Source organism: Caldimonas brevitalea (assembly GCF_001017435.1).
GTDB classification, from domain to species: domain Bacteria; phylum Pseudomonadota; class Gammaproteobacteria; order Burkholderiales; family Burkholderiaceae_C; genus Caldimonas; species Caldimonas brevitalea.
The window spans coordinates 2482532-2498451 of the sequence record NZ_CP011371.1; the positions used below are offsets into that span (position 1 = coordinate 2482532).

Here is a 15920-nt window from a genome sequence, read left to right on the forward strand (position 1 = left end):
CTTCGAGCCCCGTTTTGCGTTCAAGCGTCGTTTTGATGGAGCCTTCTGCTCTGATTCTTTCCATGTTCTGGCAAACCTCGCGCTTTCGCATCGACCTCCACCGGCCCCGGGTGATGGGCATCATCAACGTCACCCCCGACTCCTTCTCGGACGGCGGGCTGCATGCCGACACCCGGGCGGCCCTGCTGCAATGTGAGCGGCTGTTGGGCGAAGGCGCCGATCTGCTGGACATCGGCGGCGAGTCGAGCCGCCCCGGCGCGGCAACCCTGCCGCTGGACGAAGAGCTGAAACGGGTGGTGCCAGTGCTGCGCGAGGCGGTGCGCCTGGGCGTGCCGATCTCGGTGGACACCTACAAGACCGAGGTGATGCAGGCGGCGCTCGACCTCGGCGTCGACATCCTCAACGACATCCATGCCCTGCGCTCGCCCGGGGCCCTCGCGCTGGCAGCGGCGCATCCCGGTTGCGGCGTCTGCCTGATGCACATGCAGGGAGAGCCGAAATCGATGCAATCGGCCCCTCGCTACGACGATGTGGTGCGGGAGGTGGCCGCTTTTCTCGAGCAGCGCGCCCGGGCACTGCAAGGCCATGGCGTGCGGGCCGAACGTATCGTGCTGGACCCGGGCATCGGTTTCGGCAAGACCGTCGAGCAAAACTTCGAGTTGCTGGCGCGCCAGCCCGAAATCGCCGCGCTCGGGTATCCGCTGCTGGCCGGCTGGTCGCGCAAGTCGTCGCTCGGGGCCGTCACCGGCCGCCCGGTCGGCGAGCGGCTCGTTGCCAGCGTCGCGGCCGCCCTCGCGGCGGTGCAACGCGGCGCGCGCATCGTGCGCGTACACGATGTCGCCGCCACTGTCGATGCCCTAAAGGTGTGGCAGCACGCCGGGCTGGCGTGACCCGAGAGCGGCGAAAATACCGATCGTTACAACAAGCACAGCACAGGCAGGAAACGCGATGAGCAGAACCTATTTCGGCACCGACGGCATCCGTGGCACGGTGGGCCAAGTGCCCATCACTCCGGACTTCATCCTCCGGCTGGGCCACGCGGTGGGACGCGTCCTCAAGCGCACCGAGCGGCGGCCCACGGTGTTGATCGGCAAAGACACGCGGATCTCCGGCTACATGCTCGAATCGGCCCTGGAGGCTGGCTTCGCCTCGGCCGGTGTCGACGTGTTGCTGAGCGGCCCCTTGCCGACGCCGGGGGTGGCCTATCTCACGCGTGCGCTGCGGCTGGATCTGGGCGTGGTGATCAGCGCGTCGCACAACCCGTTCGGCGACAACGGCATCAAGTTTTTTTCAGCCCGCGGCGAAAAGCTGCCCGACGAGTGGGAGCGTGACGTCGAGGCGGCGCTGGCCGAAGCGCCGTCATGGGTCGATTCTGCCGGCCTGGGCAAGGCGCGCCGGCTGAGCGACGCACAAGGCCGCTACATCGAGTTCTGCAAGAGCACCTTCGGCAACGATCTGTCGCTAAAAGGCCTGAAAGTGGTGGTGGACGCGGCCCACGGCGCCGCCTATCAAGTGGCGCCCGACGTCTTCCACGAGCTGGGGGCCGACGTCGTGTCGATCGGCTGCTCGCCCGACGGCTACAACATCAACGACCATGTGGGGGCGACGTCCCCGGGTGCGCTGGTCGAGGCGGTGCGGCAGCATGGCGCCGACTACGGCGTCGCGCTGGACGGCGACGCCGACCGCCTGCAATTGGTCGACCGTCACGGCCGCCTCTACAACGGCGACGAGTTGCTTTATGTGATGGTCTGCGACCGCCTAGCCCAGCAGCAGTCGGTGCCGGGGGTTGTCGGGACGCTGATGACCAACATGGCGGTCGAGTTGGCGCTGCAGGCGCGCGGGCTCGAGTTCGTGCGCGCCAAGGTCGGCGACCGTTACGTGCTCGAAGAACTGACCGCCCGCGGCTGGCAACTGGGTGGCGAAGGGTCGGGGCATCTGCTGGCGCTCGACAAGCACACCACCGGCGACGGCATCGTCAGCGCCTTGCAGGTGCTGCAGGCGACGATCCGCTCCGAGCGGTCGCTGTCGCAACTGCTCGACGGCGTCACGCTGTTTCCTCAAACGCTGATCAACGTTCGTCTGCAGCCCGGGCAGGACTGGAAGCGCAACGCCGCGCTGGCCCGTGAGCAGGAAGCCGTCACCGCCGAGTTGCACCAGCGCGGACGGGTGCTGATCCGGCCGTCGGGCACCGAGCCGCTGCTGCGGGTGATGGTCGAGGCCGAGGAGGAAGGTCTGGCCAGGCGTTGCGCAGAGCGCTTGGCAGAGACCGTGCGGGCCGGCTGAGCCCCCTCGGCAGACGCTTGCGACTTGCCGGCCGGCGCCGGTTTCCGGCGCGCGCCGCCTCGCCCGGGGCGCTCGCTGCCACCGCGCGCCGCATGAGCGGACGCCCGCGTGCATGACCGGATGGCCCGCCGAGCCGGCCATTTCAGCCCGACCCGGCAGCCCGGCAACAAATGCCCGGCAAACCGCCGGCCGGGGGGGGCGCAACGCGCTCCCGCCCTCCGCTCACTTCTTCGGCGGCACCAGCACCCGGTCGATCACGTGCACCACACCATTGCTCGCCGGCACATCGGACTGCAACACCATCGCGTCTTCCACGGTCACATAGCTGCCAGCCTTGCTCAGCGCCAATGCCGCGCCCTGCAGTGTCTTGACGCTGCCGTTCTGCACCTCCGCAGTGCTCAGTTTGCCGGCAACCACGTGATAGCTCAGCAACGACTTCAGTTGTGCCTTGTCCTGGGCCAGCGCGTCCAGGGTCGCTTTCGGCAGCTGCTTGAAGGCCTCGTCGGACGGCGCAAAGACGGTGTACGGGCCGGCGCCGCGCAAGGTGTTAGCCAGACCTGCGTCCTGCACCAGCTTGTTCAGCGTCGTCAGTTGAGGGTTGGCAGCCGTGGCGTCGGCGATCGGCGTCGACGCCGGTGACGACGCGCAGCCGATCAGCGTGGCGACCAGCGCGGCGCAGCAGGCGAGCAACCAGTTCGTTCGGTTCATGGAATCGTTCTCCTAAGCAAGGTGGTGAAGCTGCGTCCGGCCGGTCGGCGTGAGCAACACACCCGGCTGAAGGCGCCGCGGAGCTTAGAAGCGGGACATGACGGTTCCGTGACGGCGGGATGACGGTAAATGACAGCCTCCGGTGGGCCCAGCTGGCGCCGCGCCGCGCCGTGGCCCGGCCACACGTATGTCACGGGCTTGTCACAGAGCCCTTTTACAGTCCGCCCCGAGTAAGAACAACAAAGATGTTTCTTCCGTTTCCCAAAAAGGTGCAAGCAATGAACTTCTCGGTGTTTCGATCCGCTCTGGCCACCGCGGCCCTCGTCGGTGTTGCCGGCTATGCCCAGGCCCAGGACGTCACGGGCGCCGGGGCCTCTTTCCCGGCGCCTGTTTATGCCAAGTGGGCCGACGCCTACAACAAGGCGGCAGGCGTCCGTATCAATTACCAGTCCGTCGGTTCCGGCGCCGGTTTGAAGCAGATCAAGGCAAAAACGGTGGATTTCGGCGCTTCTGACGCTCCGTTGAAAGACGAAGACCTCGCCAAGGACGGTCTGGTCCAGTTTCCGACCGTGATCGGCGGTGTCGTCCCGGTGGTGAACATCAAGGGCATCGCCCCGGGCCAGATCAAGTTGACCGGCCAGGTGCTGGGTGACATCTATCTGGGCAAGATCACCAAGTGGAACGATGCCGCGGTCACCGCCCTGAACCCGGGCGTGTCGCTGCCCGACGCCACCATCGCGGTGGTGCGCCGCGCCGATGGGTCCGGCACCAGCTTCATCTTCACCAACTACCTGTCGAAGGTGAACGCCGACTGGAAGAGCAAGGTGGGCGAGGGCACCGCGGTGAACTGGCCGACCGGCGCTGGCGGCAAGGGCAACGAGGGCGTGTCGGCTTTCGTGCAGCGCCTGCCCAACTCCATCGGCTACGTCGAGTACGCCTACGCCAAGCAGAACAAGATGTCGCACGTGCTGCTGCGTAACAAGGACGGCCAGTTCGTCGCCCCCGACGAAGTGAACTTCAAGGCCGCCGCGGCCGGCGCCGACTGGTCGAAGAGCTTCTACCAAGTGCTGACCGACCAAGCCGGCAAGGACAGCTGGCCGATCACCGGCGCCACCTTCATCCTGATGCACAAGGCCCAGGACAAGCCGGCGCAAGCGGCGCACGCGCTGAAGTTCTTCGAGTGGGCCTACAGCGCCAACGGCGACAAGATGGCCTCCGACCTCGAATACGTGCCGCTGCCCGACTCGGTGAAGGCGCTGGTGCGCAAGCAGTGGGGCGAGATCAAGGACACCGGCGGCAAGACGGTCGCGTTCAAGTGAGCCGCGTCGCCCGAAGCGACACGATGATCGACGGGCCGAACTGAGGGCATAGCAGCGGGGTGGCAGCGCCACCCCGCTCGCGCATGGAGGGAAAACGGTGACCGCTACACTGCAGGCATCCCACTACAAGACTGACAATATGCAACGAACGGACCCGTTGGGCGGGCCGCCTGCCGTGCGCCGGGCTGCGCCCTGGGCGGACACGCTGTTCTCGGCGGTGGCGCACGGTGCCGCGCTGCTGACGCTCGCGTTGCTGGCCGGCATCATCATCTCGTTGTTGATCGGCGCCGCGCCTGCGATCGAGGCCTACGGCCTGAGTTTTCTGTGGCGCAGCGACTGGGACCCGGTGCAGGAGCAGTACGGCGGCCTGGTGATGATCTACGGCACGCTGATGACGTCGTTCATCGCGCTGTTGATCGCCGTGCCGGTCAGCTTCGGCATCGCCCTGTTTCTGACCGAGCTGTCGCCGCGCTGGCTGCGCCGCCCGTTGGGCACGGCGATCGAACTGCTGGCCGCGGTGCCGTCCATCGTCTACGGCATGTGGGGCTTGCTGGTGTTCGGCCCCATCCTGGCCACCTATGTCCAGCAGCCGCTGCAATCACTGGCCGGCGACGCGCCCTATCTCAGCGCCCTGGTGTCCGGCCCCCCGGTGGGCATCGGCATTCTGGCCGCCGGCATCATCCTGGCGATCATGATCATTCCCTTCATCGCCTCGGTGATGCGCGATGTGTTCGAGGTGACGCCCCCGATGCTCAAGGAGTCGGCCTACGGACTCGGTTCCACCACCTGGGAGGTGATGTGGCGGGTGGTGTTGCCCTACACCAAGACCGGTGTGATCGGCGGCATCATGCTGGGCCTCGGCCGAGCGCTCGGTGAAACCATGGCCGTGACCTTTCTGATCGGCAACATGAACCAGCTCAATTCAGCGTCGCTGTTCGAGCCGGCCAACAGCATCACCTCCGCGCTGGCGAACGAGTTCGCAGAGGCAGGCGAAGGCCTGCACCAGGCCTCGCTGATCTACCTCGGACTGGTGCTGTTCTTCATCACTTTCGTCGTGCTGTCCTGCTCCAAGATCCTGCTAATGCGCCTGAAGCGGCGTGAAGGGGCGCGGGCATGAGCCCCCGCTCGGCCGCCCCGGAGGGGGCTCGCACCGGAGTGCGCAGCACGGAGGTTTCCCGATGGAGCCCCCGCTCGGCCGCCCCGGAGGGGGCTCGCACCGGAGTGCGCAGCACGGAGGTTCTCCAATGGAGCCCCCGCTCGGCCGCCCCGGAGGGGGCTCGCACCGCAGTGCGCAGCACGGAGGTTCTCCAATGAGTTCGATCGACCGTTCTTCGCCGACCGACCTCGCCCACGCCGCCATGCCAACCGAGTCTCGGCTGTCGGAGCCTGCCCAGGCGCCTCTGTTCGATCCCGGGCGTTTGGCGATGCACCGCAGGCGCAAGCGCGTCAACGCGATCGCGCTGACGCTGTCGCTGCTGGCCATGGCGTTCGGCGTGTTCTGGCTGCTCTGGATCTTGTTCGAAACCGTGCGGCTGGGCATCGGTGGCATGACGTGGTCGTTGTTCACCGAGATGACACCGGCGCCGCAGGCCGACACCGGCGGGCTGGCCAATGCCATCTTCGGCTCGCTGGTGATGGTGACGCTGGCCACGCTGGTGGGCACGCCGGTCGGCATTCTGGCGGGCATCTACCTGGCCGAATACGGCCAGCGCGGCCTGCTCGGCAATGTCACCCGCTTCATCAACGACATCCTGCTGTCCGCACCGTCCATCGTGATCGGCCTGTTCATCTATGCCGTCATGGTCGCGCCGATGAGGGGTTTTTCCGGCTGGGCCGGGGTGCTGGCGCTGGCGCTGATCGTGATCCCGGTGGTGATCCGCACCACCGAGAACATGCTGATGCTGATTCCCAACGCGCTGCGTGAGGCCGCCTATGCGCTCGGCACGCCGAAATGGAAGGTGGTGTCCTTCGTGACGCTGAAGGCCGCCCGCGCGGGCGTCGTGACGGGCATTCTGCTGGCGGTGGCACGCATCGCGGGCGAGACCGCGCCGCTGCTGTTCACCGCGTTGAGCAACCAGTTCTGGACCGCCAACCTGAACACGCCGATGGCCAGCCTGCCGGTGACCATCTTCAAGTTCGCGATGAGCCCTTACGAGAACTGGCAGAAGCTGGCCTGGGCGGGCGTGTTCCTGATCACCCTGGGCGTGTTGCTGCTCAACATCGTCGCGCGGACGCTGTTCCGCAACAAATCCTGAGACCGAGTACCGAGGCCGCCCCATGGACAAAAAAATCGAGATGCCGGTGACCGAAAAGGCCAAGCTGTCGATCCGCAACCTCAATTTCTATTACGGCAGCTTTCGCGCGCTGAAGAACATCAACCTCGAGATTCCCGAGAAGAAGGTCACCGCCTTCATCGGCCCCTCGGGTTGCGGCAAGTCGACGCTGCTGCGCACCTTCAACCGCATGTTCGAGCTCTACCCGGAGCAGCGGGCCGAGGGCGAGATCCTGCTCGACGGCGAGAACATCCTCAAGTCCAAGCTTGACGTCTCACTGATCCGTGCCAAGGTGGGCATGGTGTTCCAGAAGCCGACGCCGTTCCCGATGTCGATCTACGACAACATCGCCTTCGGCGTGCGCTTGTTCGAGAGCCTGCCGCGCGCCGAGATGGACGAACGGGTCGAGTGGGCGCTGAAGAAGGCGGCGCTCTGGAAAGAAGTGAAAGACAAGCTCGGCCAGAGTGGCGCCGGCTTGTCGGGCGGCCAGCAGCAGCGTCTGTGCATTGCCCGCGGCATCGCGATCAAGCCCGAAGTGCTGCTGCTCGACGAACCTTGTTCTGCGCTGGACCCGATCTCGACTGGCAAGATCGAGGAGCTGATCCACGAGCTGAAGAACGACTACACGGTCGTGATCGTGACCCACAACATGCAGCAGGCGGCGCGGTGCTCGGACTACACCGCCTACATGTATTTGGGCGACCTGATCGAGTTCGGCCCCACGTCCGACCTGTTCATGAAGCCCAAGCAGAAGGACACCGAGGACTACATCACCGGCCGCTTCGGCTGAGCCGCACAGGAGACACGCGATGAGCGACAAACATCTGTCGACGCAGTTCGACGCCGAGCTGAGCGGCATCTCGACCCGGGTGCTGGAGATGGGCGGTTTGGTCGAGGCGCAGGTGGCGCAGGCCATCTATGCGCTGACGAACTTCAGCGGCGAAACCGCCAGCCAGGTGATCGCGCAGGAAGAACGCGTGAACCAGATGGAGGTCGAGATCGACCGCGATCTGTCCACCATCATCGCGCGGCGCCAACCGACCGCGCGCGACCTGCGCCTCTTGATTGCGATCTCCAAGACCATCGGCAACCTCGAGCGGGTGGGCGACGAGGCCGCCCGCATCGCCCGCACGGTGCAGCGCCTGATCAACACCGGCGTGTCGAGCCGCATGCGCTTGCCCGTGGCTGACGTGTCGTTCGAAGCCACGCTGGCCACCGAGCAGCTGCGCAAGACGCTCGACGCCTTTGCCCGCCTCGACGTGAAGAAGGCGGTCGAGGTGCTCAAGCAGGACAACCAGATCGACCAGGAGTTCGACGGCCTGATGCGCAAGCTCATCACCTACATGATGGAAGACCCGCGCACCATCTCGGCCAGCATCGACCTGGTGTTCGTCGCCAAGGCCATCGAGCGCGTGGGTGACCATGCGAAAAACCTGGCCGAGCAGATCATCTACATCGTCAAAGGCACCGACGTCCGCCACATCCCGATGGAAAGTGTCGAGTCGGTGCTGAAGTAAGCACAGCAGTCCACAACAGTCGACAGGAGAGCTCATGAGCCGTGTTCTGGTGGTGGAGGACGAAGCCGCGATCGCCGAGCTGATTTCGCTCAATCTGCGGCATACGGGCTATGAAGTCAGCGTGGCGCCTGACGCCTTGCGCGCCCAGGCCGAGGTCGACCGGGTGCTGCCCGACCTCGTGATCCTCGACTGGATGCTCCCCGGGCAGTCCGGCCTCGCGCTGGCCAAGCGCTGGCGCAGCGAAGCGCGGACCAAGGAGATGCCGGTCATCATGCTGACCGCCCGCTCCGACGAGGCCGACAAGATCGCGGGCCTCGACGCCGGCGCCGACGACTACCTCACCAAGCCGTTCTCGACCAATGAGCTGATGGCCCGCATCCGGGCCGTGCTGCGCCGCAAGGCGCCGGAAGCGCTCGATTCGGCGGTGGAAGTCGGGGCCCTGCGGCTCGACCCCGCCACCCGGCGCGTGTCGTGTGGCGAGCGCGACGTCAAGGTCGGCCCGACCGAGTTCAAGCTGCTGCACTTCTTCATGACCCATCCGGAACGTGTGCACAGCCGGGCCCAGTTGCTCGACCGGGTCTGGGGCGACCACGTGTTCATCGAGGAGCGCACGGTCGATGTCCATGTCAAGCGATTGCGTGAGGCCTTGTCACCGGTGCAGTGCGCGCAGATGATCGAGACCGTGCGCGGCGCGGGCTACCGGCTCACCCAACAGGTGTCGACCGCCGCGTGATCCGCGTCGTCGTACCCGGCCGCGAGCACTGTCACGCGGCCGCCTGGTTCACCGCCCACCGCCTCACATCCCGCAAGCGAAGGTCCCGATGAGCTGGTTGCTGTTGCGCTTGCTGTTGTCGCTGGGCGCGGTGTCGCTGGGCGGGTGGCTCGGCCATCTGGTGGGCCTCACGATGCAGTCGCCGGTGTTCGGCAGCGTCCTCGGCGGCGCGCTCGGTGCCTGCTCGGTGGTGTTGCTCGACGTCTTGCGCGGCCACCGGCTGCTGGCATGGTTGCGGGGCTCGCAAAACGGCCCGGCACCGCGCGACACCGGCTTTTGGGGTGAGTTGGGCTACCGGGTCGAGCGCGCAATCCGCACGCGTGAGATGACCGTGGTGCAGGAGAAGGCCCGGCTGGCGCAATTCCTGTCCGGGATCGAGGCCTCTCCCAACGGCGTGATGCTGCTCGACGCCAATGAGCAGATCGAGTGGTGCAACCGGCTCGCCGCCGAACATTTCGGCCTCGACCCGCAGCGCGACCTGAGCCAGCGGCTGACCAATCTGGTGCGCGCGCCGGCCTTCGTCGCCTATCTGCGTGAGCGCGATTTCACCCAGCCGGTGGTGTTCCCGAGCCCCGGCGGCCGCACCATGCTGTCGGTGCTGATCCGTCCCTATGGCGGCGGCATGAAGCTGGTGCTGTCGCAAGACATCACCGAGCGCGAGCGGACCGAAACCATGCGCCGCGACTTCGTCGCCAACGTTTCGCACGAGATGCGCACGCCGCTCACCGTGCTGTCGGGTTTCATCGAAACGCTGACCAACCTGCCGCTCACCGAAGTGGAGCGCAAGCGGGTGTTGACGCTGATGGAGCAGCAGACGACACGCATGCAAGGTCTGGTCAGCGATCTGCTGACGCTCGCGCAGCTCGAAGGCAGCCCGCGTCCGCGCGCCGACCGTTGGATCGACGTCGACAAGCTGATGCGACACGTCGAGGGCGACGCCAAGACGCTGTCGCAAGGCCGGCACCAGCTCAGCTTCACGATCGATGCACCGGCGCAACTGGCCGGTGCCGAAACCGAATTGCTGAGCGCCCTGACCAACCTCGTCACGAATGCCATCCGCTACACGCCCGATGGCGGCAGCGTGCACGTGCACTGGTTGACCAGCTCCAATGGCAGCGGCGAGTTCTGCGTCCGGGACAGCGGCATCGGCATCGAGAAAGAACACATTCCCCGCCTCACCGAGCGCTTCTACCGGGTCGACGGCAGCCGCTCCCGCGAGACCGGCGGGACTGGCCTGGGCCTGTCCATTGTGAAGCATGTGATCCAACGCCACGGCGGCGAGCTGGACGTCGAGAGCGAACCCGGCAAGGGCTCGCAGTTCAGGCTGATCTTCCCGTCGCTGCGCGTGCGCCCGGCCCAGGCCGAGCCCGCCCCGGCGCCGAGCGTGGCCGACGTCGGGTCGCAGTAGCTTTGCACGCCGGGGCGCTGCTGCGGTGCGGGCGCTATCCCACGCTGCCCGGCATGGCCACTGCGGCTTTGGCCACGCGCCGGTACAGCAGCGTCAACACCACCGACACCAGCCCCAGCGCCGTCAAATTGCCGAACCAGAAGCCGCTCGCGCCGTGCAGGATCGCGGGCACCTCACCGCCGACGTTGAAGGCCAGCGCATAACCGCCGCCCAGTCCCAAGCCCCACGAGGCGACGACATAGACGGCGGCCGGCAGCAGCGCCACGCGGAAGGACCGCAGCGCGAAGGCCGCGTTGACCTGGGTGGCGTCGAACAGCTGGTACAGCGCGATGTAGACGAACAGCGCCGCCGCGGCATCGCGCACCACCGGGTCGCGGCTGTAGACCGCCACCAGCCAGGGCCGCAGCGCGAACACGAGACCGCCGAGCAGCACCGACAAGCCCACCGCCAGCGCGATGCCTTGCCAGCCGGCCCGGCGTGCCGCGGCGACCTCGCCCGCGCCGCGCAACTGCGACACCTGTGCACCGGTGGCGATCGCGATCGACAGCGGCAGCATGTACATCACGCTGGCCAGGTTGGCCACGATCTGGTGCCCGCCCAGGGCGTTGGTGCCGAAGCGGGCGATGAACAGCGCCATCAGCGTGAAGGCGGTGACTTCGACGAAGTAGCTGGCGCCCGCAGGCAGCCCGAGCCGCAGCAGTTCTTTCTGGACCGACCAGCGCGGTCCATGCCAGCCGGTCCAGAGGGAAAACGGTCGGTAGATCGGGTGCCGCCACAACATCGTGGCGCCCACCAGCACCAACGCGGCATTGATCAGCAGCGTCGCGATGCCGCAACCTTCGATGCCCAGCGCCGGCAGGCCGGCCCCGCCGAAGATCAGCCAGGCGTTCAGGGGCAGCTTGAGCGCCAGCGCCCCGAGTTGCAGCGCCGTGACCAGCAGCGGCTTGGAGATGCCCTGGTTGAGACTGGTGTAGCAGCGAAACAGCAAGGCCAGCGGCATGCCGAAGGCCAGCCAGCCGAGATAGTCGCGCACCCGGGCCGCCACGTCCGGAGGCGCGCCGGTGAGGGCCAGCACCACGTCGGGCGAGCGCATCAGCAGCAGCCCTGGCAAGCCGAGTAGCAAGGCGAGGTAGACGGTCTGGCGGAAGGCCTCTCCGACCTCCTGGTCCTGCTGCGCGCCGCGGTGGTGGCCCACCACCGGAATCAGGGCCTGCACCACGCCGCTCGCGCCCACATAGACGCTGATGTAGATCGCCGCGCCGATCGACAAGGCCGCCAGGTCGACGCTGGCGTGGCGGCCCGCCATGATGGTGTCGGCCACGCCGAAACCGATGGTCGCCAGCTGGCCCACCAGGATGGTGGCGGCGTCACGGGCGATGCGACGCAGCGCCGGCATCAGTCCTCGTCCGCGCCGTGGCGGCGGAAGACGTAGGTGAAGTCGCTCCGGTCGGTTGGCCGCTGGGCACGCCCGAGCAGCGTCCAGCCGCCCGGCTCGGGTGCACTGCGGCCGCCCCGCACCAGCAGATAGTCACAGCGTGGCGGATACAGCGCATGGCTCGCATAGACCTGAAACCCGCCGTGCACCTCGAGCGCCGCCATCTCGCTGCGCGGCAGGCCGTGCGCCTCGAGGCACACGCCGTAGGGCAGGTAGCGGCTCAGCCGTTGCACCAGAGGCCGTTCGCTGCGGCCGTAGTCGAGTGCCGGCAACCACAGCGTCATCAGCAGCAGCCAGCCCAGCGCGACGCCGCTGGCCGGCAGCACCAGGCTGCGCCACAGCTCTTCGCGATTGCGGCCGGCACGCCAGCGCACCAGCCACAGCCATGCCAGCGTACCGGCCACCGCGAACACCAGCGCCGGCACCGAAAACAGGGGCTCGAAGCCGGGCGCGAGGCGGGCGATATTCGCCGCGGGTTTGGCCGGCACGTTGGTGTGCATCGACAAATAGATGACCCAGATCGTCAGCGCGCAGAAACTGAAGAAGAAGACCGAAAACCAGTCGATCGCCGACGCCACCCCACGGCGCAGGGTCGGCAGCGAAAAGCCGGCCAGCACCGCCAGCGACGGCAGGGCCAGCATCAAGGCACGGTCCGAGCCGTTCATCACGACACAGGCCACCAGCGCGATCAGTGCGGTGAACAGTGGCACGGCGATATGCCGCTTGAGCCAATGGCGCCGCCACACCCACAAGGTCCACGCCACCAGCGGCCAGGCGGGCCAGGTAAACCAGGCCAGCAGGCGCAACACCTGGCGCAGCTGGGGCCGCGGGTCGGCCTTCCAGGCCCAGGCATCGAAGGTGGTGGCGGTCAGCGCTGCCAGCAGCAGGGCTGCGGCCACCCAGGTGACGAAACGGCGCGTTTGCGCATCGTGCGACATCCAGCACACCGACAGGCCCACCAGCCCGAGAAACACCGCGATGTTGGGCGCGCCGCTGCCGGCCATCAACGGCAGCGCCGTCAGCACCGCCACCCGGGGCTTGAGGCTGCGGACGCCGCTGGCGGCCAGCGCGTAGATGAACAACGTGACGCCGCTGAGCTGCAGCAGCTCGGGCGTGGTTTCGTGGCCCAGTTGCAGCAGCCCGAGCGTCGCGAGCAGCGCGAGCACGGCACCGTCGGCAATCGCTCGCGCATAGTCCACCGGGGTGGCTTCGCCGCCGAACGCGAACGACACCGGCTGGGCTGCCTGCGTGCGGGCCAGGTGGTAGCAGGTGTACCAGGTCAACAGCAGCACGCCGACCAGCAGCAGGGCGAAGGGAATGCGCGCGGCCAGCGCCGGGTCGAGCACGTCGGCGAACAGCCGGATGAAGCCGGCGCCCAGCCAATACGGCAGCAGCCCGCCTTCGGGCGGCAAACCGCCGACCAGCGGATGCCACAGGTCGCTGCGGCCCGTGGCGAGGCTGTGCATGAAGCCGAACGCGGTCACGTCGGCGCTGCGCCAGGGGTCACGTCCGAACAGTCCGGGCAGCACATAGGCGGCGCAGAGCAACAGCAGCGGCAGGCGCGGCAGGCGTTGCGCGGCGCGTTGCGTGACGATGGCGGGGCTAGGGTGATTCACGTGAAGGGGGGTGCAGGGCGGTCGGCAGTCGCAAAGCCGGGATGATGCAGCAAATTGGCGCGTACGCCGGGCGGGCGACGCCCGGGGCTTGGGCACGCCGCAAACAAAAAGGGCAGCCGGTTACCCTGGCTGCCCTCTTGCAGACGATACGACGCTGCTTACTTCTTGATGCCCACGCGCGCAAACTTGTTGCGGAACTTCTCGACGCGGCCGCCGAGCGAGTCCACGCTCTTTTGCGTGCCGGTGTAGAAGGGGTGCGACTCGCTGGTGGTTTCCAGCTTGAACAGCGGCAGCTCGCGACCGTCATCCATCTTGACGGTTTCTTTGGTCTGAGCGCAAGAACGGGTCACGAACTTGAAGCCGTTGGACAGATCCACGAAGCACACTTCGCGGTAGTTGGGGTGGATGCCTTCTTTCATGCGATCGCTCTCTTTCGCTGATCCTATGCGCCGGGAGCCACCTCGACCCTTTCGAGGCACTTTCCGGAAGCGGAAAACCGCGGATTATGCCATGGAGATCAACAACTTATCCAGGGCCCAGGAGCCCGGGGAGCGCAAGGACTGCACACTCCCCTCGGGGAGGCTCGCCAGCGGCGGCGTTGTAAAGGGGCGGGCAGCGGGGCGGACCCGCCGGGTGCCGACCCGAGATTCCGCCGCGCCGGCAGGCCGCGGAAATCGCGCCCTGTAAAGCGGAAAACAGAAAAGGCCGGTCGCCCGGCCTTTTCCGCTCGATGCCCCCGGCGTTTCAGCCGCCGCGGCGCATCATGTCGAAGAAGTCCAGATTGGTCTTCGTCGACTTCATCTTGTCGAGGATGAACTCCATCGCCTCGATCTCGTCCATCGGGTAGAGCAGCTTGCGCAGGATCCAGGTCTTTTGCAGGATCTCGGGCTTGAGCAGCAGCTCTTCGCGACGCGTGCCCGACTTGTTCAGCAGGATGGACGGGTAGACGCGCTTCTCGGCCATGCGACGGTCCATGTGGATCTCGCAGTTGCCGGTGCCCTTGAACTCTTCGTAGATCACCTCGTCCATGCGGCTGCCGGTGTCGACCAGCGCGGTGCCGATGATGGTCAGCGAGCCGCCTTCCTCGATGTTGCGGGCCGCGCCGAAGAAGCGTTTGGGCCGCTGCAGCGCGTTGGCGTCGACACCGCCGGTCAACACCTTGCCCGACGAGGGCAGCACGTTGTTGTACGCACGCGCCAGACGGGTGATCGAATCGAGCAGGATCACCACGTCCTTCTTCAACTCGACCAGGCGCTTGGCACGCTCGATCACCATCTCGGCGACTTGCACGTGGCGCGCCGCCGGCTCGTCGAAGGTCGAGCTGATGACCTCGCCGCGCACGGTGCGCTGCATTTCGGTCACTTCCTCGGGCCGCTCGTCGACGAGCAGCACGATCAGGTAGACATCGGGGTGGTTGGCGATGATGGCGTGCGCGAGGTGCTGCATCATCACGGTCTTGCCGCTCTTGGGCGGCGCCACCAGCAAAGCCCGCTGGCCTTTGCCGATCGGTGCGATCAGGTCGACGATACGGCCGGTGATGTTCTCTTCGGACTTGATCTCGCGTTCGAGCTTGAACTGCTCCTTCGGGAACAGCGGCGTCAAGTTCTCGAACATGATCTTGTGCTTGTTCTCCTCGGGCGTCAGACCGTTCACGCGGTCGACCTTCACCAGCGCAAAATAGCGCTCGCCGTCCTTGGGCACGCGGACTTCGCCTTCGATGGCGTCACCGGTGTGGAGGTTGAAGCGCCGGATCTGGCTGGGCGACAGATAAATGTCGTCGGTGCTGGCCAGATAGCTCGTCTCGGGAGAGCGCAGGAAGCCAAAACCGTCCGGCAAGACCTCGAGCACGCCGTCGCCGAAGATCTGCTCGCCCTGCTTGGCGCGCCGCTTCATGATCGCGAACATCAGCTCCTGCTTGCGCATGCGGCTGGTGTTCTCGATCTCCAGCGACTCGGCCATCTTGATGAGTTCCGAGACGTGAAGGACTTTGAGTTCGGATAGTTGCATGGGTGAATACCCTTGTCGTTGACGCCGCACTGCCAACGGCGACGTCTGGATGGACTTCGGCGGCGCTCGCAGCCCGACCGGACGGATGCCGCGAGAACTGGCGCAGGACTGCGACGAGCGCGAGTCTGAAGACGCTGGAGTTGGGGGCCGAAACTACGCGGCGAACGAGGTGCGTAGTGGCGAAACTTGTGCTACCGGGAACCGGGCTTGTGGCCGCGACTCCCGATGCATTGGCAGAAATTATAGATGACCGTCGAGGAAGGCCGTCAACTGCGCTTTCGACAAAGCGCCGACCTTGGTGGCGGCGAGCTGGCCGCCCTTGAACAACATCAGGGTCGGAATGCCGCGGATGCCGAATTTGGACGGCACTTCGCGGTTTTCGTCGACGTTCATCTTGGCGATCGCGAGCCGGCCGTCATAATCCTTGGCCACTTCGTCCAGGATGGGGGCGATCATCTTGCAAGGGCCGCACCATTCGGCCCAGTAGTCCACCAGCACCGGCTTGTCGGCCTGCAGGACGTCGGCGTCAAACGACGCGTCGGAGATGTGTTTGATCAGCTCGCTGCTCATTATTCGGTCCTC

The 15920-nt window shown here is 66.5% G+C and carries 15 protein-coding genes; 9 read left to right on the forward strand and 6 right to left on the reverse strand.

The window, feature by feature from the left end; genetic code table 11:
• Window positions 1-62: 62 nt before the first annotated feature.
• Window positions 63-890, forward strand: coding sequence for a dihydropteroate synthase (folP, locus tag AAW51_RS11095; protein WP_047194674.1), 828 nt, complete (start codon window positions 63-65; stop codon window positions 888-890).
• A gap of 58 nt (window positions 891-948) precedes the next feature.
• Window positions 949-2283, forward strand: a complete 1335-nt coding sequence (gene glmM / locus AAW51_RS11100; RefSeq protein WP_047194675.1) for a phosphoglucosamine mutase — start codon at window positions 949-951, stop codon at window positions 2281-2283.
• Window positions 2284-2505: 222 nt separating this feature from the next.
• On the opposite strand, the gene AAW51_RS11105 is transcribed toward glmM, so the two are convergent.
• Window positions 2506-2991, reverse strand: a complete 486-nt coding sequence (locus AAW51_RS11105; RefSeq protein WP_047194676.1) for a fasciclin domain-containing protein — start codon at window positions 2989-2991, stop codon at window positions 2506-2508.
• 278 nt (window positions 2992-3269) lie between these two features.
• Between AAW51_RS11105 and pstS the strand changes: the two genes are divergently transcribed.
• The 7 genes from pstS (at window position 3270) to phoR (ending at window position 10280) form a co-directional block, all read left to right on the forward strand.
• On the forward strand, window positions 3270-4310 hold the full coding sequence (pstS, locus tag AAW51_RS11110; protein ID WP_047194677.1) for a phosphate ABC transporter substrate-binding protein PstS: 1041 nt from the start codon (window positions 3270-3272) through the stop codon (window positions 4308-4310).
• 139 nt (window positions 4311-4449) lie between these two features.
• Window positions 4450-5427 (forward strand): phosphate ABC transporter permease PstC, encoded by a 978-nt coding sequence (gene pstC, locus AAW51_RS11115; RefSeq protein WP_047194678.1) that lies wholly within the window; start codon window positions 4450-4452, stop codon window positions 5425-5427.
• A gap of 241 nt (window positions 5428-5668) precedes the next feature.
• Window positions 5669-6565 (forward strand): phosphate ABC transporter permease PstA, encoded by an 897-nt coding sequence (pstA, locus tag AAW51_RS11120; RefSeq protein WP_083438685.1) that lies wholly within the window; start codon window positions 5669-5671, stop codon window positions 6563-6565.
• A gap of 22 nt (window positions 6566-6587) precedes the next feature.
• Window positions 6588-7373, forward strand: coding sequence for a phosphate ABC transporter ATP-binding protein PstB (gene pstB, locus AAW51_RS11125; protein ID WP_047194679.1), 786 nt, complete (start codon window positions 6588-6590; stop codon window positions 7371-7373).
• Window positions 7374-7392: 19 nt separating this feature from the next.
• Window positions 7393-8100 (forward strand): phosphate signaling complex protein PhoU, encoded by a 708-nt coding sequence (gene phoU, locus AAW51_RS11130; RefSeq protein WP_047194680.1) that lies wholly within the window; start codon window positions 7393-7395, stop codon window positions 8098-8100.
• Between the two features lie 34 nt (window positions 8101-8134).
• Complete coding sequence (gene phoB, locus AAW51_RS11135; RefSeq protein WP_047194681.1) at window positions 8135-8833, forward strand: phosphate regulon transcriptional regulator PhoB; 699 nt, start codon at window positions 8135-8137, stop codon at window positions 8831-8833.
• Window positions 8834-8921: 88 nt separating this feature from the next.
• A complete protein-coding gene (gene phoR, locus AAW51_RS11140) occupies window positions 8922-10280 on the forward strand; it encodes a phosphate regulon sensor histidine kinase PhoR (protein ID WP_047194682.1) in 1359 nt (452 codons plus the stop codon).
• A gap of 34 nt (window positions 10281-10314) precedes the next feature.
• Here the strand turns inward: phoR and AAW51_RS11145 are convergent, their stop codons facing one another.
• The 5 genes from AAW51_RS11145 to trxA all read right to left on the reverse strand — a co-directional run bounded on the left by AAW51_RS11145 (window position 10315) and on the right by trxA (window position 15908).
• Window positions 10315-11676, reverse strand: coding sequence for an MATE family efflux transporter (locus AAW51_RS11145; protein WP_047194683.1), 1362 nt, complete (start codon window positions 11674-11676; stop codon window positions 10315-10317).
• Complete coding sequence (locus AAW51_RS11150) at window positions 11676-13331, reverse strand: hypothetical protein (RefSeq protein ID WP_047194684.1); 1656 nt, start codon at window positions 13329-13331, stop codon at window positions 11676-11678. Before AAW51_RS11150 ends, AAW51_RS11145 begins: the two co-directional genes overlap by 1 nt.
• Window positions 13332-13489: 158 nt before the next feature.
• On the reverse strand, window positions 13490-13750 hold the full coding sequence (locus AAW51_RS11155; RefSeq protein ID WP_047194685.1) for a type B 50S ribosomal protein L31: 261 nt from the start codon (window positions 13748-13750) through the stop codon (window positions 13490-13492).
• A 325-nt stretch (window positions 13751-14075) separates the two neighbouring features.
• Window positions 14076-15338: a transcription termination factor Rho gene (gene rho, locus AAW51_RS11160; RefSeq protein WP_047194686.1), complete on the reverse strand. Its 1263-nt coding sequence runs from the start codon at window positions 15336-15338 to the stop codon at window positions 14076-14078.
• A gap of 240 nt (window positions 15339-15578) precedes the next feature.
• The gene (trxA, locus tag AAW51_RS11165; protein WP_047194687.1) at window positions 15579-15908 is read right to left on the reverse strand and encodes a thioredoxin TrxA; all 330 of its coding nucleotides are present in this window, start codon (window positions 15906-15908) and stop codon (window positions 15579-15581) included.
• Between the last annotated feature and the right edge of the window lie 12 nt (window positions 15909-15920).

Bases quoted from the DNA above. Each gene is read 5' to 3' on its own strand.
- folP (WP_047194674.1), top strand. From the start codon at position 63: ATGTTCTGGCAAACCTCGCGCTTTCGCATCGACCTCCACCGGCCCCGG.
- glmM (WP_047194675.1), top strand. From the start codon at position 949: ATGAGCAGAACCTATTTCGGCACCGACGGCATCCGTGGCACGGTGGGC.
- AAW51_RS11105 (WP_047194676.1), bottom strand. From the start codon at position 2,991: ATGAACCGAACGAACTGGTTGCTCGCCTGCTGCGCCGCGCTGGTCGCC.
- pstS (WP_047194677.1), top strand. From the start codon at position 3,270: ATGAACTTCTCGGTGTTTCGATCCGCTCTGGCCACCGCGGCCCTCGTC.
- pstC (WP_047194678.1), top strand. From the start codon at position 4,450: ATGCAACGAACGGACCCGTTGGGCGGGCCGCCTGCCGTGCGCCGGGCT.
- pstA (WP_083438685.1), top strand. From the start codon at position 5,669: ATGCCAACCGAGTCTCGGCTGTCGGAGCCTGCCCAGGCGCCTCTGTTC.
- pstB (WP_047194679.1), top strand. From the start codon at position 6,588: ATGGACAAAAAAATCGAGATGCCGGTGACCGAAAAGGCCAAGCTGTCG.
- phoU (WP_047194680.1), top strand. From the start codon at position 7,393: ATGAGCGACAAACATCTGTCGACGCAGTTCGACGCCGAGCTGAGCGGC.
- phoB (WP_047194681.1), top strand. From the start codon at position 8,135: ATGAGCCGTGTTCTGGTGGTGGAGGACGAAGCCGCGATCGCCGAGCTG.
- phoR (WP_047194682.1), top strand. From the start codon at position 8,922: ATGAGCTGGTTGCTGTTGCGCTTGCTGTTGTCGCTGGGCGCGGTGTCG.
- AAW51_RS11145 (WP_047194683.1), bottom strand. From the start codon at position 11,676: ATGCCGGCGCTGCGTCGCATCGCCCGTGACGCCGCCACCATCCTGGTG.
- AAW51_RS11155 (WP_047194685.1), bottom strand. From the start codon at position 13,750: ATGAAAGAAGGCATCCACCCCAACTACCGCGAAGTGTGCTTCGTGGAT.
- rho (WP_047194686.1), bottom strand. From the start codon at position 15,338: ATGCAACTATCCGAACTCAAAGTCCTTCACGTCTCGGAACTCATCAAG.
- trxA (WP_047194687.1), bottom strand. From the start codon at position 15,908: ATGAGCAGCGAGCTGATCAAACACATCTCCGACGCGTCGTTTGACGCC.